Annotated in this window: 24 protein-coding genes; 1 reads left to right on the top strand and 23 read right to left on the bottom strand. The window is 56.9% G+C overall.

Features of this window, described 5'->3' with window-relative positions:
- Nucleotides 1–153: 153 nt before the first annotated feature.
- The 19 genes from cpoB to sdhC all read right to left on the bottom strand — a co-directional run bounded on the left by cpoB (nucleotide 154) and on the right by sdhC (nucleotide 19,365).
- A complete protein-coding gene (gene cpoB, locus C1N56_RS13455; RefSeq protein WP_058757869.1) occupies nucleotides 154–945 on the bottom strand; it encodes a cell division protein CpoB in 792 nt (263 codons plus the stop codon).
- A 9-nt stretch (nucleotides 946–954) separates the two neighbouring features.
- On the bottom strand, nucleotides 955–1,473 hold the full coding sequence (gene pal, locus C1N56_RS13460; protein ID WP_021508527.1) for a peptidoglycan-associated lipoprotein Pal: 519 nt from the start codon (nucleotides 1,471–1,473) through the stop codon (nucleotides 955–957).
- Between the two features lie 64 nt (nucleotides 1,474–1,537).
- Nucleotides 1,538–2,833, bottom strand: a complete 1,296-nt coding sequence (gene tolB, locus C1N56_RS13465; RefSeq protein WP_021508528.1) for a Tol-Pal system beta propeller repeat protein TolB — start codon at nucleotides 2,831–2,833, stop codon at nucleotides 1,538–1,540.
- 116 nt (nucleotides 2,834–2,949) lie between these two features.
- Nucleotides 2,950–4,209 (bottom strand): cell envelope integrity protein TolA, encoded by a 1,260-nt coding sequence (gene tolA / locus C1N56_RS13470; RefSeq protein WP_021508529.1) that lies wholly within the window; start codon nucleotides 4,207–4,209, stop codon nucleotides 2,950–2,952.
- Nucleotides 4,210–4,234: 25 nt separating this feature from the next.
- Nucleotides 4,235–4,663 (bottom strand): colicin uptake protein TolR, encoded by a 429-nt coding sequence (gene tolR / locus C1N56_RS13475; protein WP_021508530.1) that lies wholly within the window; start codon nucleotides 4,661–4,663, stop codon nucleotides 4,235–4,237.
- 13 nt (nucleotides 4,664–4,676) lie between these two features.
- The gene (tolQ, locus tag C1N56_RS13480) at nucleotides 4,677–5,363 is read right to left on the bottom strand and encodes a Tol-Pal system protein TolQ (protein ID WP_010616001.1); all 687 of its coding nucleotides are present in this window, start codon (nucleotides 5,361–5,363) and stop codon (nucleotides 4,677–4,679) included.
- Nucleotides 5,360–5,782, bottom strand: coding sequence for a tol-pal system-associated acyl-CoA thioesterase (gene ybgC / locus C1N56_RS13485; RefSeq protein WP_168714917.1), 423 nt, complete (start codon nucleotides 5,780–5,782; stop codon nucleotides 5,360–5,362). Before ybgC ends, tolQ begins: the two co-directional genes overlap by 4 nt.
- A 177-nt stretch (nucleotides 5,783–5,959) precedes the next feature.
- A complete protein-coding gene (gene ybgE / locus C1N56_RS13490) occupies nucleotides 5,960–6,253 on the bottom strand; it encodes a cyd operon protein YbgE (protein WP_058775290.1) in 294 nt (97 codons plus the stop codon).
- Entirely contained in the window at nucleotides 6,253–6,366 is a 114-nt protein-coding gene (gene cydX, locus C1N56_RS13495; protein WP_010615998.1) for a cytochrome bd-I oxidase subunit CydX, read from the bottom strand. Before cydX ends, ybgE begins: the two co-directional genes overlap by 1 nt.
- A gap of 15 nt (nucleotides 6,367–6,381) precedes the next feature.
- A complete protein-coding gene (gene cydB / locus C1N56_RS13500) occupies nucleotides 6,382–7,521 on the bottom strand; it encodes a cytochrome d ubiquinol oxidase subunit II (RefSeq protein ID WP_021508533.1) in 1,140 nt (379 codons plus the stop codon).
- A gap of 11 nt (nucleotides 7,522–7,532) precedes the next feature.
- Nucleotides 7,533–9,104, bottom strand: a complete 1,572-nt coding sequence (gene cydA / locus C1N56_RS13505; RefSeq protein WP_058757874.1) for a cytochrome ubiquinol oxidase subunit I — start codon at nucleotides 9,102–9,104, stop codon at nucleotides 7,533–7,535.
- A 676-nt stretch (nucleotides 9,105–9,780) separates the two neighbouring features.
- Nucleotides 9,781–10,656: a succinate--CoA ligase subunit alpha gene (gene sucD / locus C1N56_RS13510; RefSeq protein WP_021508535.1), complete on the bottom strand. Its 876-nt coding sequence runs from the start codon at nucleotides 10,654–10,656 to the stop codon at nucleotides 9,781–9,783.
- Nucleotides 10,656–11,822, bottom strand: a complete 1,167-nt coding sequence (gene sucC, locus C1N56_RS13515; protein ID WP_006118458.1) for an ADP-forming succinate--CoA ligase subunit beta — start codon at nucleotides 11,820–11,822, stop codon at nucleotides 10,656–10,658. The genes sucD and sucC overlap by 1 nt, the downstream gene beginning before the upstream one ends.
- Nucleotides 11,823–11,892: 70 nt before the next feature.
- Entirely contained in the window at nucleotides 11,893–13,107 is a 1,215-nt protein-coding gene (odhB, locus tag C1N56_RS13520) for a 2-oxoglutarate dehydrogenase complex dihydrolipoyllysine-residue succinyltransferase (protein WP_021508536.1), read from the bottom strand.
- A 15-nt stretch (nucleotides 13,108–13,122) separates the two neighbouring features.
- Complete coding sequence (gene sucA, locus C1N56_RS13525; RefSeq protein WP_394516758.1) at nucleotides 13,123–15,930, bottom strand: 2-oxoglutarate dehydrogenase E1 component; 2,808 nt, start codon at nucleotides 15,928–15,930, stop codon at nucleotides 13,123–13,125.
- Between the two features lie 206 nt (nucleotides 15,931–16,136).
- Complete coding sequence (locus C1N56_RS13530) at nucleotides 16,137–16,853, bottom strand: succinate dehydrogenase iron-sulfur subunit (RefSeq protein WP_021508538.1); 717 nt, start codon at nucleotides 16,851–16,853, stop codon at nucleotides 16,137–16,139.
- 14 nt (nucleotides 16,854–16,867) lie between these two features.
- On the bottom strand, nucleotides 16,868–18,634 hold the full coding sequence (gene sdhA, locus C1N56_RS13535; RefSeq protein ID WP_021508539.1) for a succinate dehydrogenase flavoprotein subunit: 1,767 nt from the start codon (nucleotides 18,632–18,634) through the stop codon (nucleotides 16,868–16,870).
- Nucleotides 18,635–18,982: a succinate dehydrogenase membrane anchor subunit gene (gene sdhD / locus C1N56_RS13540; protein WP_021508540.1), complete on the bottom strand. Its 348-nt coding sequence runs from the start codon at nucleotides 18,980–18,982 to the stop codon at nucleotides 18,635–18,637.
- Complete coding sequence (sdhC, locus tag C1N56_RS13545) at nucleotides 18,976–19,365, bottom strand: succinate dehydrogenase cytochrome b556 subunit (RefSeq protein WP_021508541.1); 390 nt, start codon at nucleotides 19,363–19,365, stop codon at nucleotides 18,976–18,978. Before sdhC ends, sdhD begins: the two co-directional genes overlap by 7 nt.
- Nucleotides 19,366–20,120: 755 nt before the next feature.
- Between sdhC and C1N56_RS13550 the strand changes: the two genes are divergently transcribed.
- Nucleotides 20,121–21,404: a citrate synthase gene (locus C1N56_RS13550; protein WP_021508542.1), complete on the top strand. Its 1,284-nt coding sequence runs from the start codon at nucleotides 20,121–20,123 to the stop codon at nucleotides 21,402–21,404.
- A gap of 345 nt (nucleotides 21,405–21,749) precedes the next feature.
- On the opposite strand, the gene nei is transcribed toward C1N56_RS13550, so the two are convergent.
- Genes nei through C1N56_RS13570 form a run of 4 tightly spaced genes read right to left on the bottom strand, consistent with a single transcriptional unit; the run spans nucleotide 21,750 to nucleotide 24,950 of the window.
- Nucleotides 21,750–22,538, bottom strand: coding sequence for an endonuclease VIII (nei, locus tag C1N56_RS13555; protein ID WP_394516759.1), 789 nt, complete (start codon nucleotides 22,536–22,538; stop codon nucleotides 21,750–21,752).
- A 12-nt stretch (nucleotides 22,539–22,550) separates the two neighbouring features.
- Nucleotides 22,551–23,198 carry a pyroglutamyl-peptidase I gene (gene pcp, locus C1N56_RS13560; RefSeq protein WP_394516760.1) on the bottom strand — a complete coding sequence of 216 codons (648 nt, stop codon included), beginning with the start codon at nucleotides 23,196–23,198 and terminating at the stop codon, nucleotides 22,551–22,553.
- 7 nt (nucleotides 23,199–23,205) lie between these two features.
- Nucleotides 23,206–24,222, bottom strand: a complete 1,017-nt coding sequence (locus C1N56_RS13565) for a DUF979 domain-containing protein (protein WP_021508545.1) — start codon at nucleotides 24,220–24,222, stop codon at nucleotides 23,206–23,208.
- Nucleotides 24,222–24,950 (bottom strand): DUF969 domain-containing protein, encoded by a 729-nt coding sequence (locus C1N56_RS13570; protein ID WP_021508546.1) that lies wholly within the window; start codon nucleotides 24,948–24,950, stop codon nucleotides 24,222–24,224. Before C1N56_RS13570 ends, C1N56_RS13565 begins: the two co-directional genes overlap by 1 nt.
- Between the last annotated feature and the right edge of the window lie 53 nt (nucleotides 24,951–25,003).

Here is a 25,003-nt window from a genome sequence, read left to right on the forward strand (position 1 = left end):
CCGATACTTGTTAAGATATGTCCCGGCAACGGCGGCATATATTACTGATTTAGCGGGAGGGCGCAACCCTTATTTTCCGCTAAATGTCTCAACTGCTTACCTTTCATGCGGCAAGACCAGAAATCAGACGAAATCCGGTCTTAACTGCAGCAATTACATCGCAGCGAGCCGTTTTTGTGCCTGCTTAGCAGACTCAGAGTTAGGGAATTGTTTGATCACCTGCTGATAGACCGCTTTCGCTTTCGCTGTATCGTTCTTCTCCTGCATGATCACCCCAACCTTAAACAGCGCTTCCGCCGCTTTTGGCGATTTCGGGTAGTTTTTAACTACAGTGGCAAAATAGTAGGCCGCATCGTCCTTTTTGCCTTTGTTGTAAAACAACTGACCCAGCCAGTAATTGGCATTCGGCTGATAGGTGGAGTCCGGATACTTCTTCACCCACGCCTGCAGCGCAGTAATCGCCTGGTCGTACTGTTTCTTCTCAAGAATCAGCGCGACGGCAGCGTTGTAATCGGTGTTGGCATCGCCGGTTTGTGCGGGTGCAGCGGCAGCCGTATTGCTGCTTCCCGCATCAGCGTTTCCCGCTGCAGCACCAGCTGCTGCATCCGCACCACCGCTGGCCTGCGCACCATTACTGCTGCTCAGACTGTCGATCTGCTGATAAAGCTGCTTCTGCCGCTCAATCACCTGATTAAGCTGATAACTGTTCTGCTGGATCTGCCCGCGCAGCGAATCGATATCGCTTTGGTTATCACTCATCTGCTGCTGCAACTGCTGCAGAAGCTGAGCCTGGGCATTGGAGATACGTTCAAGAGTGGTGACACGGTCTTCGACCGAGCCTGAGCCAACGCTACTGATTGACGCCTGGGCATTAGCGGCCCAGGGGGCCGCTACGCCAACCAGTAACGACAGACTCAACAGATGAAGTCTGAAGTTACTAATCATGTGATTCTCTTAGTAAACCAGTACGGCACGACGGTTTTTAGCGTAAGCCGCTTCGTCGTGGCCCAGTACAGCAGGTTTCTCTTTACCGTAAGATACGATAGACATCTGGTCAGCAGACACACCTTTACCCTGCAGGTACATTTTAACGGCGTTAGCACGACGTTCGCCCAGGGCGATGTTGTACTCTGGGGTGCCGCGCTCATCCGCGTGACCTTCGATGGTCACTTTGTAAGATGGGTTGCTGCGCAGGAAAGCAGCGTGCTGATCCAGCATCTGAGCGTATTCAGACTGCACGTCATACTTGTCCAGACCGAAGTAAACGATGTTGTTCTGCTGCAGCTGCTGCATCTGCAGACGCGCCTGCTCGTCAGAAGACATGTTGCCGTTCTGGCCAGCGCCAGCGCCGTATGCACCGTCAGCACCCATACCGGTCTGATCGTTGTTGTTGTTTTTGTGAGAGCTACATGCAGCTACCGCGATAACCGGCAGAGCCAGCATCAAACCCTTCAGCACTTTGTTCAGTTGCATTTCTTTATCCTATTATTTTGTTTGCCATACATTTTACTCCCCCGCCAGGCGAGGGAGCGATGCATCACAGATACGGCGACCAGGCAGGGAATTTGACCTGTCCATCAGTTGCCGGAAGACGCGCTTTGAAACGCCCATCGGTTGAAACCAACTGCAACACGGAACCCATCCCCTGAGTAGAGCTATAGATTACCATCGTGCCGTTAGGAGCCAGACTTGGCGTCTCATCCAGGAACGTGTCCGTTATTGTCTGAACGGCTCCCGTTTCCAGATCCTGTTTGGCGACGTGCTGCGCGCCACCGGCGCTGCTGATCATCACCATCGTTTTACCGTCAGATGACACATCCGCATCCTGGTTCTGAGCCCCTTCCCAGGTAATGCGCTGTGGCGTTCCGCCGTTAACGTTAACTTTGTAAATCTGTGGCGCACCGGCCTGATCCGAAGTGTAAGCCAGCGTCTGGCTGTCCGGGAACCAGGTAGGTTCGGTGCTGTTGTAGCGGCCATCGGTCACCTGACGCGTCTGACCAGAGGCCAGATCCATCACGTACAGGTTCAGGCTACCGGTTTTCGACAGGGCGAAGGCCAGCTTAGAGCCGTCCGGCGAGAAGGCCGGCGCACCGTTATGACGCGGATAAGAAGCCACCTGACGGATAGCACCGTTGGCCAGCGTCTGCACCACCAGCGCCGATTTACCGCTTTCAAAGGTCACGTAAGCCACTTTGCTGCCGTCTGGCGACCAGGCCGGTGACATCAGCGGCTGCGGCGAACGGTGTACCACAAACTGGTTGTAACCATCGTAGTCAGACACGCGCAGCTCGTACGGGAACTGACCGCCGTTGGTCTGCACCACATAGGCGATACGGGTACGGAACGCACCTTTGATACCGGTCAGCTTCTCAAACACTTCATCGCTGGCGGTATGCGCTGCATAGCGCAGCCACTGTTTGGTGACTTTGTAGGAGTTCTGCGCCAGCACGGTGCCCGGTGCGCCACCGGTATCCACCAGCTGATAAGCCACCTGGTAGCTGCCATCGGCGTTCGGCGTAACCTGCCCGACTACCACGGCATCAATACCCAGTGCGCTCCACGCGGCAGGCTGTACTTCCTGTGCGCTGGTCGGCTGCTGTGGCAGACGAGAACGATCCAGCGGGTTGAATTTACCGCTGTTACGTAAGTCTGCTGCGACGATGCCACCAATATCTTCAGGTGCAGCGCCCGGACCGGCCCACTGGAACGGCACCACACCAATTGGGCGCGCGGTGTTCACGCCCTGCGTAATTTCAATGCGTACTTCCGCGTGCAGCATCGCTGCCCACAGCAGTACAAAAAAACCTAAGGTTACACGAAGTGCCTGCTTCATCTTATCTCCCTTATCTGAACCTGAGTTCATGATAATTCGCACAGTTCCTGAAAAAACACGAGTACTCATAGAGTACGGCAAGCTAACCTTAGTTCAACCTGCCGTACGTTACTGCATTATTCTGGTTTGAAACGCATCGGTGCGTTCTTAAACACTTCATATACTGCCTGCGAAGGCGGCTTCGGAATGCGTGCCTGCTTCGCTGCGGTAATCGCCGCCTGACACAGCGCCGGATCGCCGCCTTCAGCTTTCACGTCAATCAGCAAACCATCCGGTGCCAGTTTAATCCGCAGATCGCAGCTTTTACCGCGATACAGATCGGCATCGTAGAAGCGGCTCTGAATCGCACTGGTGATCTGTCCCAGATACGCATTCACTTCAGCACCTGAGGCACCCGCCTTCTTCTGATTGCCCTGACCTGCCGCCGCGCCACCACCGGAAGCGGCGCCGCTTTTCGGCGCATTCTTACCGGAAGAGAGACCGCCTAACAGATCATCCACATCGCTCTCGTTCTTCGCCGCTTCGGCAGCCGCTTTCTTCTTCGCATCGGCGGCCGCTTTAGCTTTCGCCGCCGCATCCGCTTTGGCTTTGGCTGCTGCCTCAGCTTTCGCTTTGGCTTCGGCGGCCGCTTTCTCTTTCGCGGCTTCCGCAGCTTTCTCTTTGGCTTCCTGTGCAGCTTTGGCTTTCGCATCTGCAGCGGCCTGAGCTTTGGCTTCTGCCTCCGCTTTGGCTTTCGCTTCAGCTGCGGCTTTCGCCTGCTGCGCGGCTTTCTCTTTCGCCGCTTCGGCTGCGGCGGCTTTAGCCTGCTCTTCCGCTTTCTTCTTCGCGTCGGCTGCGGCCTGCTTCGCCTGCTCTTCCGCTTTGGCTTTCGCGTCCGCTGCAGCCTTCGCCTGAGCATCGGCCTGCGCTTTGGCATCGGCTTTGGCTTTCGCTGCGGCCGCTTCTGCGGCTTTCTGCTGCTCCTGCGCCTGCTTCGCTGCTGCTTCAGCCGCCTTCTGCTGCTCAGCCTGCTGCTTCGCCTGCTCTTTGGCTTCCTGCTGCGCCTGCAGACGCTCTTTTTCCAGCTCTTTCAGCCGCTGCTGTTCAGCGGCCTGCTTCTGCTGCAACTCTTCCGCCTGCTGCTGTGCCTGCTTCTGGCGCTGCTGCTCGGCGCGCTGACTGTCACTCTGCTGATTCTGCTGACGGTTATACTGCTCAACCACCGCGCCAGGATCGACCATCACCGCGTCGATATCACTGCCGCCACCGCCGCCGCTGGCTTCGATATGTTCGTTAAACGAGCTCCAAATCAGCAGGGCGATCAGCACGATGTGCAGAATCACCGAAATGATTATCGCGCGTTTTAACTTCTCGTTCTGCTCGGTTGCCTTCGACACTCTCGGTTCCCAAAAACGGTTCGCGTTAAATCGGCTGCGTCATCAAACCGACGGATTTCACGCCAGCCTGATGCAACAGGTTCAGCGCCTTGATGATTTCGTCGTAAGGCACATCTTTCGCCCCACCAATCAGGAAGACCGTCTTCGGATTGGCTTCAATACGGCGCTGCGCTTCGCTCACCACCTGCTCCGGCGGCAGCTGCGTCATACGATCGTGATCCACCACCAGGCTGTACTGCCCTACCCCGGCCACTTCCACGATCACCGGCGGATTATCGTCGCTGGAAACGGTTTTCGAATCGGTTGCGTCCGGCAGGTCCACTTCCACGCTCTGCGTAATAATCGGCGCGGTTGCCATAAAGATGAGCAGCAACACCAGCAGCACGTCCAGCAGCGGAACAATGTTGATTTCCGACTTAAGATCGCGACGCCCGCGACCACGGGTTCTGGCCATCGTTAACCTCGACTTACTTGCTGTTGTCGGTAGAGAAAGCCTGACGATGCAGGATGGCCGTGAACTCTTCCATAAAGTTGTCGTAGCCCTGCTCCAGCTTGTTCACGCGCTGGTTCAGACGGTTATACGCCATAACGGCAGGAATGGCCGCGAACAGACCGATTGCGGTGGCGATCAGCGCTTCGGCGATACCGGGCGCAACCATTTGCAGCGTGGCCTGTTTCACCGCACCCAGTGCGATAAAGGCATGCATGATCCCCCACACCGTACCAAACAGACCGATATACGGGCTGATGGAACCGACGGTGCCAAGGAATGGGATATGATTTTCCAGCGCTTCCAGTTCACGGTTCATCGAGATGCGCATGGCGCGACCGGCCCCTTCGACCACCGCTTCCGGCGCATGGCTGTTGGCGCGGTGCAGGCGGGCAAACTCTTTGAAGCCAGAGTAGAAAATCTGTTCGGACCCGCTCAGCTCGTCACGGCGAGCCTGGCTCTCCTGATAGAGACGCGACAGCTCGATACCGGACCAGAACTTGTCCTCGAACGCCTCGGCCTCACGCCCCGCCGCGTTAAGAATGCGGGTGCGCTGAATGATGATTGCCCAGGAGGCAATAGAAAAGCCGATCAAAATCAACATGATAAGTTTGACCAGAAGGCTTGCCTTCAGGAACAAATCAAGAACGTTCATGTCAGTCACTGCTTGAACTCCGCGACAATAGACTTGGGAAGCGCAATCGGCTTCATTAGATGTGGGTTGATGCAGGCAATCAGGACGTCTGCTTCATTGAGCACTTTGCCTTCAGCATTCACGATACGCTGCGAGAACGTCATGGTTGCGCGCGTCATTGCTGTCACTTCGCTCTGGATCTCCAGAAGGTCGTCGAGACGTGCCGCGGCAATAAAGTCCACCGTCATGCGCCGTACCACAAAAGCCACCTGCTCTTCCAACAGGGCCTGTTGATTGAAATGGTGCTGGCGCAACATCTCGGTACGTGCTCGTTCATAAAAAGCAAGATAGCTGGCGTGGTAAACCACACCACCGGCGTCAGTGTCTTCGTAATAGACCCGAACCGGCCAGCGAAACAGCGTTGTACTCACTCTACATCCCGGTCTCATTTTAAACGTTGCTACTATACGCAAGTGAGATCGGCTTGGGAATGGTCCGCCAGAGCCAGGAGAAAATAATTATCAGACGTTAACAACTGGAAGGATTTTTGGGAGATTTCCTGACCAACCGCTGACAAAAACTCACGTCAGCAGCGGTAAAACAGCCCTTGCGGGCTGAGACAGAACTTAATGGTAGAACCAGTAAATTCCCAGCGCCAGCACGATCAACGCCGGCAGCGGGGCAAACAGCGCCTGCCAGCGGGCACGCTGTGGCCGGAAACCGGTGCCGTGGATCACGCCGCTGCACACCGCCCAGATTAACAATAATCCGTGCCAGATAGCGAGCTCACTGGTGCGTGCGGCAAAGCGCGCCGGTTGCCAGATGACGCATCCGGCCAGCCACAGCGCCAGAATCAGTGAAAGGGCCCGCAGCGGGCCCTTATCCATCAGACGATACAGCGTCTGTATCAGGCTGCGCATCAGAGCTTGTCGTCCTGCGCACCGCCCTCTTCCACATGCTCGATCGCCAGTGCCGTGACCACGCCAAACGCACAGGCCAGCAAGGTGCCAAGAATCCAGGCAAAATACCACATGCTTAATCTCCTCAATCAGTACAGGGAGTGCGTATTGCGCTCAATGTGTTCTTTGGTGATGCGGCCATACATCTTGTAGTAACACCAGCTGGTGTAAGCCAGAATAATCGGCACAAAGATGATGGCAGCCACGGTCATGATCTGCAGCGTCAGCAGGCTGGAGGTCGCGTCCCACATGGTCAGGCTGGTGCCTGGCACGGTGCTGGATGGCATGATGAACGGGAACAGCGCAATGCCCGCCGTCATAATGACGCACGCCAGCGTCAGCGAAGAGAAGATAAACGCCCATGCGCCCTTCTCCATGCGCGAACACAGGATGGTCAGCAGCGGCAGCAGCGCGCCGAGCAGCGGGAACAACCACAGCACCGGCATCTGTTCAAAATTGACCAGCCAGGCACCAGCTTCACGCACCACATCTTTACCCAGCGGGTTAGACGCCGCGTGATGATCGATTGCGCTTTTCAGCACATAGCCATCAATGCCGTACTTCACCCACACGCCAGCCAGTACAAAGCCCACCAGCATCACCAGCGCGCTGATTTGCGCCGCGGTGCGGGAACGCAGGTGCAGTTCGCCGCTGGTGCGCATCTGCAGGTAAGTCGCGCCCTGGGCCAGAATCATCGCGACGCTGATCACCCCAGCCAGCAGGCCAAACGGATTAAGCAGCTGGAAAAAATTACCGGTGTAGAACAGGCGCAGGTACTCATCAGCATGGAACGGCACACCCTGCAGCAGGTTACCGAACGCCACGCCAATCACCAGCGGCGGCACAAAGCTACCGATGAAGATGCCCCAGTCCCAGGCACCGCGCCAGCGCATATCTTCAATCTTCGACCGGTAATCAAAGCCGACCGGACGGAAGAACAGCGAGGCCAGCACCAGAATCATCGCCACGTAAAAACCGGAGAACGCGGCGGCATACACCATTGGCCAGGCGGCGAACAGCGCCCCGCCGGCAGTGATCAGCCAGACCTGGTTACCGTCCCAGTGCGGCGCGATGCTGTTAATCATGATGCGACGCTCGGTATCGGTGCGACCGAGGATGCGGGTCAGCATTCCCACGCCCATATCGAAGCCGTCGGTGACGGCAAAACCGATCAGCAGAATGCCAATCAGCAGCCACCAGACAAAACGCAACACTTCATAGTCAAACATGGTCGCTCTCCTTATCCGCGCGCCGGTTGAGTCACAGCTTGTACTGTTTCATGGTGATAGCGGCCGGTTTTCAGGCTGCTTGGACCAAGGCGGGCAAATTTGAACATCAGATACATCTCCGCCACCAGGAACACGGTATACAGGCCGCAGATCAGGATCATCGAGAACAGCAGATCGCCGACGGTCAGCGACGAGTTAGCCACTGCGGTTGGCAGCACCTCACCAATCGCCCACGGCTGACGGCCATATTCAGCGACAAACCAGCCAGCTTCGACGGCAATCCACGGCAGTGGAATACCGTACAGCGCCGCTTTCAGCAGCCAGCGATTCTTACCGATGCGGTTACGAATCACGCTCCAGAACGACAGCGCAATGATGCCCAGCAGTAGCACGCCACACAGCACCATGATGCGGAAGGCAAAATAGAGCGGTGCCACGCGCGGAATGGAATCCTGCGTTGCCTGCTGGATTTGCGCTTCCGTGGCGTTCGCCACGTCCGGGGTATAACGCTTGAGCAGCAGACCGTAGCCGAGATCCTGTTTATGCGTCTCAAACTCACTGCGCACCGCCGGATCTTTACTGCCGGCACGCAGCTCGTTCAGCAGCGCATAGGCTTTCATACCGTTACGGATGCGCACTTCATGCTGCGCCAGCAGATCTTTCAGGCCGGTGACCGGCGTATCGACAGAACGGGTGGCGATCAGGCCGAGCAGATACGGGATCTGGATGGCGTACTTGTTCTCCTGCGTCGCCTGATCCGGCACGCCAAACAGCGTAAAGGCCGCCGGCGCCGGCTGGGTTTCCCATTCGGCTTCGATGGCGGCCAGCTTGGTTTTCTGCACATCGCCCATTTCATAACCGGATTCGTCACCCAGCACGATGACCGACAGCACGGCAGCCATACCGAAGCTGGCAGCGATCGCAAAGGAACGTTTAGCAAACGCGATGTCGCGCCCTTTCAGCAGATACCAGGCGCTGATGCCCAGAATGAACATCGCACCGGTGGTGTAACCCGCGGCCACGGTATGCACAAATTTCACCTGCGCCACCGGGTTCAGCACCAGCTCGGAGAAGCTCACCATCTCCATACGCATGGTTTCGAAATTGAATTCGGAGGCGATCGGGTTCTGCATCCAGCCGTTCGCCACCAGGATCCACAGCGCGGACATGTTCGAGCCGAGTGCCACCAGCCAGGTCACCGCCAGGTGCTGCACTTTACCGAGGCGATCCCAGCCGAAGAAGAACAGGCCGACAAAGGTGGATTCAAGGAAGAACGCCATCAGGCCTTCGATGGCCAGCGGCGCACCGAAGATATCGCCGACGTAGTGGGAGTAATAAGACCAGTTGGTACCGAACTGAAATTCCATGGTCAGGCCGGTGGCCACACCCAGCGCAAAGTTGATACCAAACAACTTGCCCCAGAATTTGGTCATATCTTTATAAATCTGTTTTCCCGACAGGACATAGACCGTTTCCATGATCGCCAGTAAAAACGCCATACCGAGCGTTAAGGGCACGAACAGGAAATGGTACATCGCCGTCAGGGCAAACTGTAAACGCGACAGCTCGACAATATCTAACATGATGACTCCTTGCTCCTCGCATGAACTCATCCTGCGAATAACAACCACAAACAGCGGGCAGTGCGATGCAGAATAAGGTCAGGAACGACTGATTATTGATTCCAGTTTTGTTACCGACAGCACAATGCGTACTGCGGCCCGAAGTGAGCGAGTAACAGTGGTGAAAATTCCCCGAAAAACCGATCGCTTCAGCCTGTTTCGAGCAGGAGTAAGATGAGGAGGCGACAGAATTGATATGACAACGCCTGGCACAAACTCCTGAAAAATGATGAAAAAGACTGAATTGATGCAGCGCAATTTATACCGGTTGGGTTGCTTTTAGCCAGCGGTAAAGTTTGCTATATATCGCCTTTTATTGATCTGGATTAAGACAATAATTTTCCAGATATGTAGTGTTAGAGTTGTTGTTAATTAGTTGTCATAAATCGATAGCGCAATTAAGAAAACAATTACCTTTCCCGTAATTATTTAACCTCTGTGCCAGCCAGATGCCTGGACGCTGACAGGAAAAAGCACGCCTCTTTGCCCTTCTTTACTCAACGACAAAGTAAGCATAGCCGCAGAAAATGTTGCCGTTACGTTTTTACTCCAAATGTGTGAGGACGGCTAATGGCCGTGCATGACAGCCATAAAAAAAGCCACCCGCAGGTGGCTTTGTTCTTTCGGCAGCAAAATGTTATTTCGCTGGCAGTACCGCTTTCACCGCGTCGCCGATATCGGCCAGGCTGCGAACGGTTTTCACACCGGCCGCTTCCAGCGCAGCAAATTTCTCATCGGCGGTGCCTTTACCACCGGCAATGATGGCGCCGGCGTGGCCCATACGCTTGCCTTTCGGCGCCGTTACGCCGGCGATATAGCCGACGACAGGCTTGGTCACGTGCTCTTTGATGAACGCCGCGGCCTCTTCTTCAGCGCTGCCGCCGATCTCACCGATCATCACGATCGCTTCGGTCTGCGGATCGTCCTGGAACATTTTCAGGATGTCGATGAAGTTGGAGCCAGGGATCGGGTCACCGCCGATGCCCACACAGGTGGACTGGCCGTAGCCGATGTCGGTGGTCTGCTTAACCGCTTCATAGGTCAGCGTACCGGAACGTGACACGATACCGACGCGGCCTGGCTGGTGAATGTGGCCCGGCATGATACCGATCTTACATTCGCCTGGGGTGATCACACCCGGGCAGTTCGGGCCAATCATGCGCACGCCTGCTTCGTCCAGCTTCACTTTTACCGTCAGCATATCCAGCGTCGGGATACCTTCGGTGATGGTGATGATCAGTTTGATGCCCGCGTCGATCGCTTCCAGGATACCGTCTTTGCAGAACGGTGCCGGCACGTAGATCACGGTAGCGGTGGCGCCTGTCGCTTCTACTGCTTCACGCACGGTGTTAAACACCGGCAGACCGAGATGGGTGGTGCCGCCTTTACCTGGCGTCACACCGCCAACCAGCTGCGTACCATAGGCCAGCGCCTGCTCAGAGTGGAACGTTCCCTGGCCACCGGTGAAACCCTGGCAAATGACTTTGGTGTTTTTGTCGATCAGAATGGACATTATTTACCCTCCGCAGCAGCGACAACACGCTGTGCTGCGTCTGTCAGGCTGGTTGCTGCAATGATGTTAAGACCGCTGTCCGCCAGTTTCTTCGCGCCCAGCTCGGCGTTGTTACCTTCCAGACGTACCACGACCGGTACGTTGACACCCACTTCAGCCACAGCACCGATGATGCCGTCTGCGATCAGGTCGCAGCGCACGATGCCGCCGAAGATGTTAACGAATACCGCTTTCACAGCATCGTCAGACAGGATGATTTTGAAGGCTTCGGTAACGCGCTCTTTGGTTGCGCCGCCGCCAACATCAAGGAAGTTTGCAGGCTGACCACCGTGGTGTTTCACGATGTCCATGGTGCCCATCGCCAGACCAGCGCCGTTGACCATACAGCCAATGTTGCCTTCCAGCGCGACGTAGTTCAGTTCCCACTGCGTCGCGTGGGCTTCACGGGGATCTTCCTGGCTTGGGTCGCGCATTTCACGCAGCTCTGGCTGACGGAACAGGGCATTGCCATCGGCACCCAGTTTGCCATCCAGACAGATCAGGTCGCCCTGTTTGGTGATCACCAGCGGGTTGATCTCAACCATCGCCAGGTCGCGCTCCAGGAACATGGTCGCCAGACCCATGAAGATTTTGGTGAACTGGCTGACCTGCTTACCGGTCAGACCCAGTTTGAATGCCAGCTCGCGGCCCTGGTATGGCTGCGGTCCGGTCAGCGGATCCAGCGCCATTTTGTGGATCAGGTGCGGGGTTTCTTCCGCCACTTTCTCGATTTCCACGCCGCCTTCGGTTGACGCCATGAAGATCACGCGACGGGTGGCACGGTCAACCACCGCACCCAGATACAGCTCCTGATCGATGTCGGTCGCCGCTTCAACCAGGATCTGGTTTACCGGCTGGCCATTGGCGTCAGTCTGGTAGGTCACCAGACGTTTGCCCAGCCAGTTTTCAGCGAAAGCACGAATGTCTTCTTTACTGTTAACCACCTTCACACCGCCCGCTTTACCGCGGCCACCGGCATGAACCTGACATTTCACCACCCACGGACCCGCGCCAATTTTCGAGGCGGCTTCTTCGGCTTCACGTGGCGTGGTGCAGGCGTAGCCAGTCGGTGCTGGCATACCATACCGTGCAAACAGCTGCTTCGCCTGGTATTCGTGTAAGTTCATGATGTTCTATCCATTCAGATCTAAACAGGGTTAATTTGGGCGCGCCTCGTGCCAGCGCGCCCGGCGAAAATCAGACATCCAGCAGCAGACGCGCCGGATCTTCCAGCAGCTCTTTCACCGCGACCAGATAGCCGACAGATTCACGACCATCGATCAGACGGTGATCGTAGGAGAGCGCCAGATACATCATTGGCAGCACCACCACCTGACCATTCACCGCCATTGGGCGATCTTTAATGGCGTGCATCCCCAGAATCGCGCTCTGCGGCGGGTTGATGATCGGCGTAGACATCAGCGAACCGAACACACCACCGTTGGTGATGGTGAAGTTACCGCCGGTCAGTTCTTCCACCGTCAGCTTGCCGTCACGGCCTTTCACCGCCAGCTCTTTAATTTTCTTCTCGATATCGGCCATGCTCAGCGCATCAACATCTTTCAGCACTGGCGTCACCAGACCACGCGGCGTTGAGACCGCGATGCTGACATCGAAATAGTTGTGGTACACAACATCGTCGCCGTCGATCGACGCGTTGACTTCCGGGAAGCGTTTCAGCGCTTCGACCACCGCTTTGATGTAGAAGGACATAAAGCCCAGACGCACGCCGTGACGCTTCTCGAAGGCATCGCCGTACTGCTTGCGCAGATCCATGATCGGCTTCATGTTGACTTCATTGAAGGTGGTCAGCATTGCGGTGCTGTTTTTCGCTTCCAGCAGACGCTCGGCCACGCGCTTGCGCAGACGGGTCATCGGCACGCGCTTCTCGCTGCGGTTGGCGACTGCCTGCGGAGCCGCATCGGCTGCCGGTGCCGCTTTCGCGCCGTCGGCTTTCTTCGCCAGATGTTTTTCCACATCTTCGCGCGTCAGACGGCCGCCGACACCGGTGCCTTTAATCTGGCTGGCGTCGAGGTTGTTTTCCGCAATCAGGCGGCGCACGGCCGGGCTGAGCGCGTCATTGCTCTCTTCTTCCAGAGATGCAGTCTGACGCTGTGCAGGCGTAGACTCCTTGCTTTCCACTTTCGCCGTGGTCTCTTTCCCGCCGCTGTTGCCTTCCTTCAGACGGCCCAGAATCTGGCGCGATGTTACGGTGGCGCCTTCGTCTTCCAGCACCGCTTCCAGCACACCGTCAGCGGCGGCAGGCACTTCCAGTACCACTTTGTCAGTTTCGATCTCGACCAGCACTTCGTCGCGGGTCACAGAGTCGCCGGGTTTTTTATGCCAGGTGGCTACCGTGGCGTCCGCTACGGATTCAGGCAAATCGGGAACGAGAATTTCTACGCTACTCATTTTCTTTCCTTTTAATTAACCAAGGTTCAGCGCGTCATTGACCAGGTCTTGCTGCTGTTGTTGATGTACGGACATATAGCCCACGGCCGGTGAAGCAGAAGCCGGACGGCCTGCGTAACGCAGTGACGCACCAAATGGAACCACTTCGCGGAAATGATGCTGACTGCAATACCATGCGCCCTGGTTCAGTGGCTCTTCCTGACACCAGACGAAATCCTGAACATGGGCGTAATTCTTCAGCGCTTCCTGCACCGCTTTGTGCGGGAACGGATAGAGCTGTTCGATACGCACGATGGCGACATCGGTCTGCTCGTTCTTACGACGCTGCTCCAGCAGATCGTAATAAACTTTACCGGAGCACAGCACCACGCGTTTCACCTGCTGCGGATCGAGGTCGTCGATCTCACCAATCGCCGGCTGGAAGCTGCCGTTGGCCAGCTCATCAAGGCTGGACACCGCCAGCGGATGACGCAGCAGCGACTTCGGCGACATCACGATCAGCGGACGGCGCATACCGCGCAACGCCTGACGACGCAGCATGTGGTACACCTGCGCTGGCGTTGATGGCACGCAGACCTGCATGTTCTGCTCAGCACACAGCTGCAGATAGCGCTCGAGGCGCGCGGAGGAGTGCTCCGGACCCTGCCCTTCATAGCCGTGTGGCAGCAGCATCACCAGACCACACATGCGGCCCCATTTCTGCTCGCCGGAGCTGATGAACTGATCGATCACCACCTGAGCGCCGTTGGCGAAGTCACCGAACTGCGCTTCCCAGATGGTCAGCACGCGCGGCTCGGCGGTGGCGTAACCGTATTCGAACGCCAGTACCGCTTCTTCCGACAGCACCGAATCCCACACCTTGAACTGACCCTGACCGTTATGGATGTGGTGGAGCGGGGTGTAAGTCGAACCGTTCTGCTGGTTGTGAATCACCGCGTGACGGTGGAAGAAGGTGCCGCGGCCGGAGTCTTCACCCGACAGGCGCACCGGAATGCCTTCGTCCACCAGCGTGGCGTAAGCGAGGTTTTCCGCCCCGCCCCAGTCGAACAGCTTGTTGCCTTCCGCCATCTCTTTGCGGTCGTTGTAAATCTTGGCAACGCGCGACTGCACTTCCACCGCTTCCGGAATGCTGCTGATGCGGCGCGCCAGCTCCTGCAGACGTTTCATGTCCACGGTTTCCGGGTAGCTCTCATCCCACTCGTGGTTGAGGTACGGAGACCAGGTGAACGAGTGCAGGCTCATCGGACGCCATTCCGGCACCACGCACTCGCCTTCATCCAGCGCGTCGCGGTACAGGTTTACCAGCTCGGTGGCATCTTCCTGCGTGGCCACGCCTTCGCTCTCCAGCTGATCGGCGTAGATTTTGCGCGGCGTCGGATGCTTTTTGATTTTCTGATACATCAGCGGCTGGGTGGCGCTAGGCTCGTCGGCTTCGTTATGGCCGTGACGGCGGTAGCACACCAGGTCGATGAACACATCGCGTTTGAAGGTGTTGCGATAATCCAGCGCCAGACGGGTAACAAACGCTACCGCTTCCGGATCGTCCGCGTTGACGTGGAAGATCGGCGCCAGCACCATTTTGCCGATGTCGGTGCAGTAAGGGGTAGAACGCGCATCTTTCGGATTCGAGGTGGTGAAGCCCACCTGGTTGTTAATCACGATGCGTACGGTGCCGCCCACTTCGTAACCGCGAGCCTGCGACATGTTCAGGGTTTCCTGCACCACGCCCTGGCCAATAACCGCGGCGTCACCGTGAATGGTGATCGGCAGTACTTTGTTGCTGCCCGGCTCCGCCAGACGATCCAGACGCGCACGCACCGAGCCCATGACGACCGGGCTTACAATTTCCAGATGCGACGGGTTGAACGCCAGCGCCAGGTGCACCAGGCCGCCTTCGGTTTCCACGTCTGACGAGAAGCCCATGTGGTACTTCACGTCACCGGTACCGAGGTGCTCTTTGTGCTTGCCGGAGAACTCGTCGAACAGATCCTGCGGTTTTTTACCCAGCACGTTGATCAGCACGTTGAGACGACCGCGGTGTGCCATACCCAGCACCACTTCACGCGTGCCGCTCTTGCCGGCGTGGCGAATCATTTCGCGCAGCATCGGTACCAGCGCATCACCGCCTTCCAGCGAGAAGCGTTTGGCACCCGGGAATTTCGCGCCGAGGTATTTTTCCAGGCCCTCTGCCGCCGTCAGCTCTTTCAGGAAACCTTTTTTCTCGTCCGCGCTGAATGACGCATGGCCCACTACCGATTCCAGACGCTGCTGAATCCAGCGCTTCTCTTCGGTGTTATTGATGTGCATGTACTCTGCACCAATCGAACCACAGTAGGTCTGCTGCAGTGCGGCATAAAGATCGGCCAGCTTCATGGTCTCTTTGCCAATGGCGAAAGAGCCTACGTTAAAGCTTTCCTGAAAATCGGCGTCGGTCAGATCGTGGAAGGCCGGATCGAGATCCGCCACGCGCTCCTGCTTCCACAGGCCGAGCGGATCGAGGTTAGCGTGCTGATGGCCGCGGAAGCGGAACGCATTAATCAGCTGCAGCACTTTAACCTGTTTGGAATTAGCGGCCGGATCGGTGACTGTGGAGGTGTAGCGGGTGGCGTCTTTCGCCAGGCGGCGGAAATATTCACGCGTCGTGGAGTGAAACTGCTCAGATTTCACGCCGGTGCCCGGCAGCTGCTGGAACATCGAGCGCCACACTTCATCAACAGAGTCAGGATCGGTCAGGAAATCCTCATAGAGTTGCTCTATGTAGGACTGGTTCGCGCCGGCCAGCCAGGAGGAGTCCAGCCAGGGTTTCATCGCGCTGTTCTGCATTGTGATCCCTTAAGCATTAATCTGCTTTTTTGAGGTTTCATTTGTTGCCGCTTACGCGGCTTGCCGTAGTGAGTTCAGCGATACGAACCTGTGCGCAACCGGCGCCTGGCCCGTAAGGGAACCTTTATAAGCGTGGTCAGTACCGCGCTTATAGAGGCTTCCGTAAACGATCGGGAACCTGGGTTCCCGATCGTGACTTCCGTTTGTTACGCCCCGCGCTGCAGCAGCATCGACTTAATGTGGCCGATGGCGCGCGTTGGGTTTAAGCCTTTCGGGCACACGCTCACACAGTTCATGATGCTGTGACAGCGGAAAACACTGAAAGCATCATTCAGATTGTCGAGGCGCGCATCGGTTTCGGTGTCGCGGCTGTCAATCAGGAAGCGGTACGCCGCCAGCAGGCCGGCCGGACCGATGAACTTGTCCGGATTCCACCAGAACGACGGGCACGATGTGGAGCAGCAGGCACAGAGAATACACTCGTACAGGCCGTCCAGGTGCTCACGCTGCGCAGGCGTTTGCAGATGCTCGCGCGCTGGCGGATTTTCCCCATTATTCAACAGGAAAGGCTTAATCTTCTCATACTGAGCATAGAATTGTCCCATGTCCACCACGAGGTCGCGGATTACCGGCAGACCGGGCAGCGGACGGATAACAATCTTCTTGCTGCCATTGCCCAGTGCGGAGACCGGCGTGATACACGCCAGGCCATTTTTACCGTTCATGTTGAGGCCATCGGAGCCGCACACGCCTTCACGGCAGGAGCGACGGAAGGCCAGCGTAGGATCCTTTTCTTTCAGACGGATCAGCGCGTCCAGCAGCATCATGTCGCGACCATCTTCCGCTTCGAGGGTGTAATCCTGCATGCGCGGTTTGTCATCGACTTCCGGGTTGTAACGATAGATAGAAAATTCGAGTCTCATGATGATCTCCGCAATTAGTAAGTACGCGCTTTCGGCGGGAAGGCCGCACGCAGTTTCGGTTGCATGTTCACCTCACGGCGCGTCATGCTTTCCGTTTGCGGAACATAGAGGCTGTGGCACAGCCAGTTGGCATCATCACGCTCCGGATAGTCGAAGCGGCTGTGAGCGCCACGGCTTTCGGTGCGGAAGTTAGCCGCTACCGCGGTGGCGTAAGCGGTTTCCATCAGGTTATCAAGCTCCAGGCATTCGATACGCTGGGTATTGAAGTCCGGTGAACGGTCATCGAGACGCGCGTTTTTCAGGCGCTCACGAATCTCTTTCAGCTCGGCCAGGCCTTCACGCATCGCATCCCCTTCGCGGAATACCGAGAAGTTGTTCTGCATGCAGCGCTGCAGCGCCTTGCGGATTTCAACCGGATCTTCACCGGTGGTGTTGTTTTCCCAGCGGTTGAAGCGGGCCATCGCCGCGTCGATTTCATCTTCGGTGGCGTCGCGCAGTTCGCCCTGCTCAGCGATGCACTCCATCAGGTGAACACCGGCCGCGCGGCCAAATACCACCAGGTCGAGCAGCGAGTTGCCGCCAAGACGGTTTGCGCCGTGTACCGATACGCAGGCAATTTCGCCTACCGCGAACAGGCCCGGAATCACTTCATCTTCGCCCTGCTCGTTAACGCGCAGCGCCTGACCGGTCACGCGGGTCGGCACGCCGCCCATCATGTAGTGGCAGGTCGGGATAACCGGAATCGGTTCTTTAATCGGGTCAACGTGAGCAAAGGTGCGCGACAGTTCGAGGATGCCCGGCAGACGGGATTCCAGCACTTCAGCGCCCAGATGGTCGAGTTTCAGTTTGATGTGTGGACCCCATGGGCCGTCGCAGCCGCGACCTTCACGAATTTCCACCATCATTGAACGCGCCACCACATCACGGCCCGCCAGGTCTTTAGCGTTTGGTGCGTAGCGCTCCATGAAACGTTCGCCATGCTTGTTCAGCAGATAGCCACCTTCACCACGGCAGCCTTCGGTCACCAGCACACCCGCCCCGGCGATGCCGGTTGGGTGGAACTGCCACATCTCCATATCCTGCATTGGCACGCCGGCACGCAGCGCCATGCCGACGCCGTCGCCGGTGTTGATGTGGGCGTTGGTGGTGGACTGATAGATACGGCCAGCACCGCCGGTCGCGAGGATAGTGGCTTTGGCTTTGAAGTAGACTGTTTCACCGGTTTCGATGCAGATGGCGGTACAGCCGACGATCGCACCGTCAGCGTTTTTCACCAGATCCAGTGCATACCACTCGGAGAAGATGGTGGTTTTGTTTTTCAGGTTCTGCTGATACAGCGTATGCAGCAGGGCGTGGCCGGTACGGTCGGCAGCAGCAGCGGTACGCGCCGCCTGCTCACCACCGAAGTTTTTCGACTGACCACCAAACGGACGCTGATAAACGCGGCCGTCATCAAGACGGGAGAATGGCAGGCCCATATGCTCCAGCTCCAGAATCGCTTCCGGACCGGTTTTACACATATATTCGATCGCGTCCTGGTCACCGATGTAATCGGAGCCTTTGACGGTATCGTACATGTGCCATTCCCAGTTATCTTCGTGGGAGTTACCCAGCGCCACGGTAATCCCGCCCTGCGCCGATACGGTGTGGGAACGGGTTGGGAACACTTTGGATAACAGAGCACAGCTCTGGCCCGATTGGGAGATTTGCAGCGCGGCGCGCATACCCGCACCACCTGCGCCGATCACCACGGCATCAAATTCTCTGACTGGCAAACTCATTTACACACCCCACACCACAACAGTTCCATAAATTGCATACGACAACAGCGCGACCACAATCACCAGTTGCAACACCAGACGCGTTGCCAGCGGTTTCACGTAGTCGGTCAGGACCTGCCACATGCCAATCCAGCCGTGGACCAGAATCGAGAACAGCGTCAGCAACGTGAACACTTTGGTAAAGGAGGAAGCGAAAAAGCCGCGCCAGACGTCATACGTCAGCGTGCCGGTCATCACGACAAAACCGAGGATGTAGAGAATGTAGAGCGTAATTAAGATTGCAGCAGCACGCAGTAACAGCCAGTCATGGATACCGTTGCGTCCTAATGCAGAAGCATTGCTTACCATACGAGGACTCCAGCCAGAATTGAGAGCACGACAGTGATAACAAAAACCGCTTGCGCGGTACGGGTTCCCACCTGCAGGGTTTCTGCCGTAAAACCGAAGTCGGCCAGCATGTGACGAATGCCGCTTGCTGCGTGATATGCCAGCGCGGTCAGAATGCCCCACATGATGAATTTGGCGAAGAAGCTATCCATGATGGATGCCGCTTGCTGGAAACCTTCCGGAGAAGAGAGGGAGAGACCCAGTAACCAGAGCAGAATTCCGAGAGCGACAAAGGTAATCACGCCGGAGACGCGGTGGAGAATGGACGATATTGCAGTAACGGGAAACCGGATCGTCGAGAGATCCAAGTTAACAGGTCTTTGTTTTTTCACGGTTTTGCCCACACAGCTCTTTTTTATTTTGCTTCCTCCGGTCCTGAGTTACAGAAGAGCACAGTGCGTGTTCGGACTGCAACCGCCACCAAAATAGCAACATCCAGTGTTAAGTGAAGCGGGTAAAACGCTGGGTGGCTCCTGGTGTCAGGGTATTCCGGAGACCTGGCGGCAGTATAGGAGGATCACATTCTGATTACAATTCCCCTACAATCTCTTTGGTCACATTTAAGCTGAACAGTGATCCGCCTCACGTATTTCACAATTTATACATTTTTAATTATCTGATTTGACAATAGATCAACATTTCAGTTACAAACGAACGCACTAAAACCCTATGATGCATAAAAGTTATGGGGATACACTTTCCCCTAAGCTCAAGTTATGTAACATTGCCTTTACGAGCAACACAAACCGTCAGGTTATTGGTTACCAAGAAGTTATGTCGTGACAGGATCTTTAACATCCACGATGTGCAGCGCGTCATGCCCGGACACCACCGATTGGCTTTACACATTTCGCTCCGTAACCTTGCAGCATGAACGTTACCGCTGAGTGATGCTGTGAAGATTCTGTTTTAGCCTACGTCGTGCGGGTTGCAACAAGGCAGTAAGCGTGCAAATGATGGGCGTTTACGCAAGTAAATGACCGCACTGCGCGCGCGCAGCCAGTGTAGCGGCGGCCCGAAAATACGGCGGGTAAACGCAACATGATGACTGTTCTGGTGTCTAAGATCCTTACCTACTAAGGCGCTATGGAGACGAAAAATGACAGATAAAAAAGTGACGCTAACCCTACAAGATAACAACTCCGTGGAACTGGATGTGATGCAAGGCACGCTGGGACAGGATGTTGTTGATGTCCGCGCCCTTGGCTCAAAAGGCCTGTTCACCTTCGACCCCGGTTTTACCTCTACGGCGTCCTGCGAATCAAAAATTACCTTTATTGATGGTGATGAAGGGATTTTGTTACATCGCGGTTTCCCTATCGATCAGCTGGCTACCCACTCCAACTATCTGGAAGTGTGCTACATCCTGCTGAACGGCGAAGCCCCTACTCAGGCGCAGTACGACGAGTTCCGCACTACCGTAACCCGTCACACCATGATTCACGAGCAGATCACCCGCCTGTTCCACGGCTTCCGTCGTGATTCACACCCGATGGCAGTGATGTGCGGCGTGACCGGCGCGCTGGCTGCCTTTTATCACGATTCATTAGACGTGAATATTGAACGTCACCGTGAAATCGCCGCCTTCCGCCTGCTGTCAAAAATGCCGACCATGGCCGCGATGTGTTACAAATACTCCATCGGCCAGCCGTTTGTGTATCCGCGTAACGACCTCTCCTATGCCGGTAACTTCCTGCACATGATGTTTGCTACGCCGTGTGAAGAGTACAAAGTGAACCCGGTGCTGGAACGCGCCATGGACCGTATCCTGATCCTGCACGCTGACCACGAACAGAACGCATCAACCTCTACCGTGCGTACCGCCGGTTCTTCCGGTGCCAACCCGTTTGCCTGTATCGCCGCCGGTATCGCCTCGCTGTGGGGACCTGCGCACGGTGGTGCCAACGAAGCCACGCTGCGTATGCTGGAAGAGATCAGCACCGTGGATCACATCCCGGAATTCGTGCGTCGCGCCAAAGATAAGAACGATTCGTTCCGTCTGATGGGCTTCGGTCACCGTGTGTATAAGAACTATGACCCGCGCGCGACCGTGATGCGTGAAACCTGTCATGAAGTGCTGAACGAGCTGGGCATGAAGGACGACCTGCTGGAAGTGGCGATGGAGCTGGAGCACATCGCGCTGAACGACCCGTACTTTATCGAGCGCAAACTCTATCCGAACGTCGATTTCTATTCCGGCATCATTCTGAAAGCGATGGGCATTCCGTCATCAATGTTTACCGTGATCTTCGCGATGGCGCGTACCGTTGGCTGGATTGCGCACTGGAAAGAGATGCACGACGAAGGTATGAAGATTGCCCGCCCACGTCAGCTCTACACCGGTTACACCGAGCGCGAATTCAGCTCGGCGCTGAAAAAATAACAATCAGGGCGGGTTATCCCGCCCTTTTCTTTTTTAGTATACGGCGAAAGTTTGGGGCGCATCGTGCAGAGCCCTGCCTGGCTGAGCCCCGTTTCAGGCGTCCTCGCGCCGCTGACGCGGTACCTTCACACCCTTCGTCAGTCTGACGGACCGCCGTCGACGGGACATCCTGTCCCGGCTCCGGCTTTCGCCCGCATCCATGCGGTCTCATCCTGACTTCCTCATGCTGTTCAGCGCTGCGGATTGCCTGCCCCGGCGCTCAGCCAGTCAGTGCATTAGCTCTGGTGCAGTTTGCCGCAAGACGATGATGGCCTGTCCCACGCCTCGTCTATTAGTGACCAAAACTCAATGCTGACAGCCCGGACACCAGTAAAACGGTCGTGATGACAGTACGCCCTTCTCAATGACGGTACCGCAGCGCCGGCACTTTTTGCCCTGGCGGTGAAACACCTCGAAACGAAACGCCGCCTCTTCGTGATACTTCTTCATGCTGCCACGCATCTGATAAGACAAACGCGGCACCGCCAGCATGGCGTGGCTCAACGCATCCAGCTGCTGATCGCTCAAATCCTGTGCACGATGCTGCGCCAGCAAACCGGCGTGCCACAAAATCTCGACGCGCAGATAGTTGCCGAGCCCGGCGAGAAATGCCTGATCCAGCAGCAAACCGCTGAACTGGCGGCGACGAAAACGCGGCGACAGCAGCCGCTCGCGCACCTCTTCCACCGTCAGCGTGTTGTCCAGCACGTCCGGTCCGACGCGTTGCAAAAACGGATGCGCGCCGAGCGTATCTGCGTTCAGCAGCTCAATATCCGAAGCGCTATACAGCAAAATTGCCCGGTCAGCATTACCCAGCCGCACGCGCAGCTGGCGCGAAGTATTGGGCTCAATCCCGCTCGGCACCACACGCCATACACCGTACAGCTGATTATGGCTGTACAGCGTCAGCCCGTTGGAGAAGTGTGTCAGCAGTGCCTTGCCGCGCGTTTCAAAGGCGTCGATGGTTTCCCCCATCAGCGCCGGTTCGTAGGTCTTCAGCGCCGGAAAAGCAAACCACACCTCGGTCAGAGGCTTGCCCACCATTGCCGCTGCAAGTTGATCCGCCGCGCGGCGGATCTCCGGTCCCTCTGGCATAACCGCTCCTGATTAATGGGTTGCGCCGCCCACTTCGCGAATGTCTTTCTCTGTGCTGAGAATCACCTGCAGCGACGTTTCCAGCGCCTGGATGACACTGGCGGTCGACATACTCGGTGCGCCAGGATGCTGCGCCGCCTGCTGCGGCATATAAGGAATATGCACGAAACCGCCGCGTGCTACGCTGCCAGTGGTCTGCAGCCAGTGCAGCAGGTGATACATGACGTTATTGCAGGTAAATGTCCCGGCGGTTTGCGACACCGAAGCCGGAATCCCCACTTCGCGCAGTGCCGCGACCATCGCTTTGATCGGCAGCGTGGAAAAATAGGCCGCCGGTCCCCCGGCGACAATCGGCTGATCGACCGGCTGCTGCTGGTCATTATCCGGAATGCGCGCATCGTTCACATTAATCGCCACGCGCTCTACGCTGATATCGCTGCGCCCGCCAGCCTGGCCGACGCACAGCACGCGGTGCGGCTGCAGCTCTTCCAGCGCAGCGGTCAGCACCTGGCCGCAGCGGGCGAATACCACCGGCAGCTGGCGCACCACAATTCGCGCGCCGCCAAACTCCCGACCATCAAAGCTGCGTACCGCTTCCCACGACGGATTAATGCGCTCGCCGCCAAACGGCTCGAACGCCGTCATTAACACCGTTTTCATCGCAACCTCACAGGAACATCAGGAAATAAAGCAGGAAAATATTTACTAATAACAGTAGCACACCGGTTGGCACCTGAGCCTTGATCACCGCGTTACGGTCCGGCAGCTCCAGTAAACGCGCCGGAACGATATTGAAGTTGGCAGCCATCGGCGTCATCAGCGTGCCGCAGTAACCGCAGAACATGCCGATCGCCGCCATCACCGCCGGATTGCCACCGTGCTGCAGCACCAGAATCGGAATACCGATGCCGGCGGTGACAATCGGAAACGCCGCAAACGCGTTGCCCATCACCATGGTCAGCAGCGCCATGCCCAGTGCATACACCGCCACCGCAATCAGCCGGTTATCCACCGCCAGATAGTGTTCGGTAAGATGTGAAATCGCTGTCCCAACGCCAGCGCTGGTAAACAGCAGGCCGAGCGTGGCGAGAATCTGCGGCAAAATAAATGCCCAGCCAACCGCATCCAGCAAACGCCGCGTCTCCTGCATCGACTGCAGCGGCTTCTCGTGGGTAAACTTCAGCGCAATCAGCCAGCCCAGCACGCAGCCAATCATCATCGAAAACAGCGTGACCAGCGTCGAATGATTGCCCGGGCCAAACACCCGCTCCTGCAGACCGGGAATATGATTGAACGCCAGCACGCCAATCACCGTCACCAGCGGAATTGCCAGCGCCGGCAGGAACAGCTTATTGCCGAGACGCTGCGCGCTCTGCTGCTTCTGTTCATCGCTGCGCTGATGATAGCGACCGAGGCGCACGCCGCCGAACCCGGCAATCAGCGCCATGACCACCACCGCCGCGCCCACGGCAATATGCAACCAGCGACGTCCCAGCTCCGCATCACCGGCCCACTGCCCCATCAGTTGATAAGCACCGTCGCCAATCAGGAAAATCACACCGTACAGCGCCCAGAATAAACCGGTGGTAAAACGGCGTGGGTTGGCGCTATCGCGCCATGACAGCAGCGCGACAATCAGCAGGATCGCCCCGGCCAGCCACATCAGATACTGTTGCTGAAACATCACTCACCTCCTTTTGCGCGCAGCGCCTGCTGGTTGAGCGCGCCCAGCTCACGCGACAGCTGACGGTCGAGCCGCACCAGTCGCGCAGCATGAATCAGGAACGCACACAGTGCGGTCGGAATGCCCCACAGCGCGATGTGCAACGGTTCGGTGCTGATGCCCGCTGACTCCTGCATAAAGTTGTGCATAAAAATGATCGCGCCGAAGGCCACGAAAATATCTTCACCGAAGAACAGCCCGACGTTATCGGTAGCCGCCGACATGGCGCGCAGCCGCTGACGAATCTCCGGTGATACGCTGCCGTAACGGTTTTCAGTAGCACCTTCGGCCATCGGCGCCAGCAGCGGACGCACCATCTGCGGATGCCCGCCCAGGCTGGTCAGCCCCAGCGCCGCAGTCAGCTCACGCACGAACAGATAGACGATCAGTAAACGGCCGGCGGTGGCGGTTTTGATCCGGGCGATCCACGTCTGCGCACGCTCTTTTAAACCGTGGCGCTCCAGCAATCCGATGACCGCCAGCGGTAACAGCAGGATCAGCGGCAGATTACGGGTATTGAGAAAGCCGGAACCGAGCTTCTCCAGAATATCGCCGAGCGGCATATGCGCCGCCAGCCCGGTGACAAAACCGGCAACAATCACCACCAGCACCGGGTTGAAGCGCAGCACAAAGCCGAGCACAATCGCGGCAATGCCAAGTAACGGCCAGAGATTGACCACGTTATCCATGTTTTCCCCTCGTCAGAAATAAAAAGCCCGGCAACAGGCCGGGCTAACAGTCA

This window comes from Pantoea sp. SGAir0175 (assembly GCF_043547855.1).

Bases quoted from the DNA above. Each gene is read 5' to 3' on its own strand.
- cpoB (WP_058757869.1), bottom strand. From the start codon at position 945: ATGATTAGTAACTTCAGACTTCATCTGTTGAGTCTGTCGTTACTGGTT.
- pal (WP_021508527.1), bottom strand. From the start codon at position 1,473: ATGCAACTGAACAAAGTGCTGAAGGGTTTGATGCTGGCTCTGCCGGTT.
- tolB (WP_021508528.1), bottom strand. From the start codon at position 2,833: ATGAAGCAGGCACTTCGTGTAACCTTAGGTTTTTTTGTACTGCTGTGG.
- tolR (WP_021508530.1), bottom strand. From the start codon at position 4,663: ATGGCCAGAACCCGTGGTCGCGGGCGTCGCGATCTTAAGTCGGAAATC.
- ybgC (WP_168714917.1), bottom strand. From the start codon at position 5,782: ATGAGACCGGGATGTAGAGTGAGTACAACGCTGTTTCGCTGGCCGGTT.
- ybgE (WP_058775290.1), bottom strand. From the start codon at position 6,253: ATGCGCAGCCTGATACAGACGCTGTATCGTCTGATGGATAAGGGCCCG.
- cydX (WP_010615998.1), bottom strand. From the start codon at position 6,366: ATGTGGTATTTTGCCTGGATTCTTGGCACCTTGCTGGCCTGTGCGTTT.
- cydB (WP_021508533.1), bottom strand. From the start codon at position 7,521: ATGTTTGACTATGAAGTGTTGCGTTTTGTCTGGTGGCTGCTGATTGGC.
- cydA (WP_058757874.1), bottom strand. From the start codon at position 9,104: ATGTTAGATATTGTCGAGCTGTCGCGTTTACAGTTTGCCCTGACGGCG.
- sucD (WP_021508535.1), bottom strand. From the start codon at position 10,656: ATGTCCATTCTGATCGACAAAAACACCAAAGTCATTTGCCAGGGTTTC.
- sucC (WP_006118458.1), bottom strand. From the start codon at position 11,822: ATGAACTTACACGAATACCAGGCGAAGCAGCTGTTTGCACGGTATGGT.
- odhB (WP_021508536.1), bottom strand. From the start codon at position 13,107: ATGAGTAGCGTAGAAATTCTCGTTCCCGATTTGCCTGAATCCGTAGCG.
- sucA (WP_394516758.1), bottom strand. From the start codon at position 15,930: ATGCAGAACAGCGCGATGAAACCCTGGCTGGACTCCTCCTGGCTGGCC.
- C1N56_RS13530 (WP_021508538.1), bottom strand. From the start codon at position 16,853: ATGAGACTCGAATTTTCTATCTATCGTTACAACCCGGAAGTCGATGAC.
- sdhA (WP_021508539.1), bottom strand. From the start codon at position 18,634: ATGAGTTTGCCAGTCAGAGAATTTGATGCCGTGGTGATCGGCGCAGGT.
- sdhD (WP_021508540.1), bottom strand. From the start codon at position 18,982: ATGGTAAGCAATGCTTCTGCATTAGGACGCAACGGTATCCATGACTGG.
- C1N56_RS13550 (WP_021508542.1), top strand. From the start codon at position 20,121: ATGACAGATAAAAAAGTGACGCTAACCCTACAAGATAACAACTCCGTG.
- nei (WP_394516759.1), bottom strand. From the start codon at position 22,538: ATGCCAGAGGGACCGGAGATCCGCCGCGCGGCGGATCAACTTGCAGCG.
- pcp (WP_394516760.1), bottom strand. From the start codon at position 23,198: ATGAAAACGGTGTTAATGACGGCGTTCGAGCCGTTTGGCGGCGAGCGC.
- C1N56_RS13565 (WP_021508545.1), bottom strand. From the start codon at position 24,222: ATGTTTCAGCAACAGTATCTGATGTGGCTGGCCGGGGCGATCCTGCTG.
- C1N56_RS13570 (WP_021508546.1), bottom strand. From the start codon at position 24,950: ATGGATAACGTGGTCAATCTCTGGCCGTTACTTGGCATTGCCGCGATT.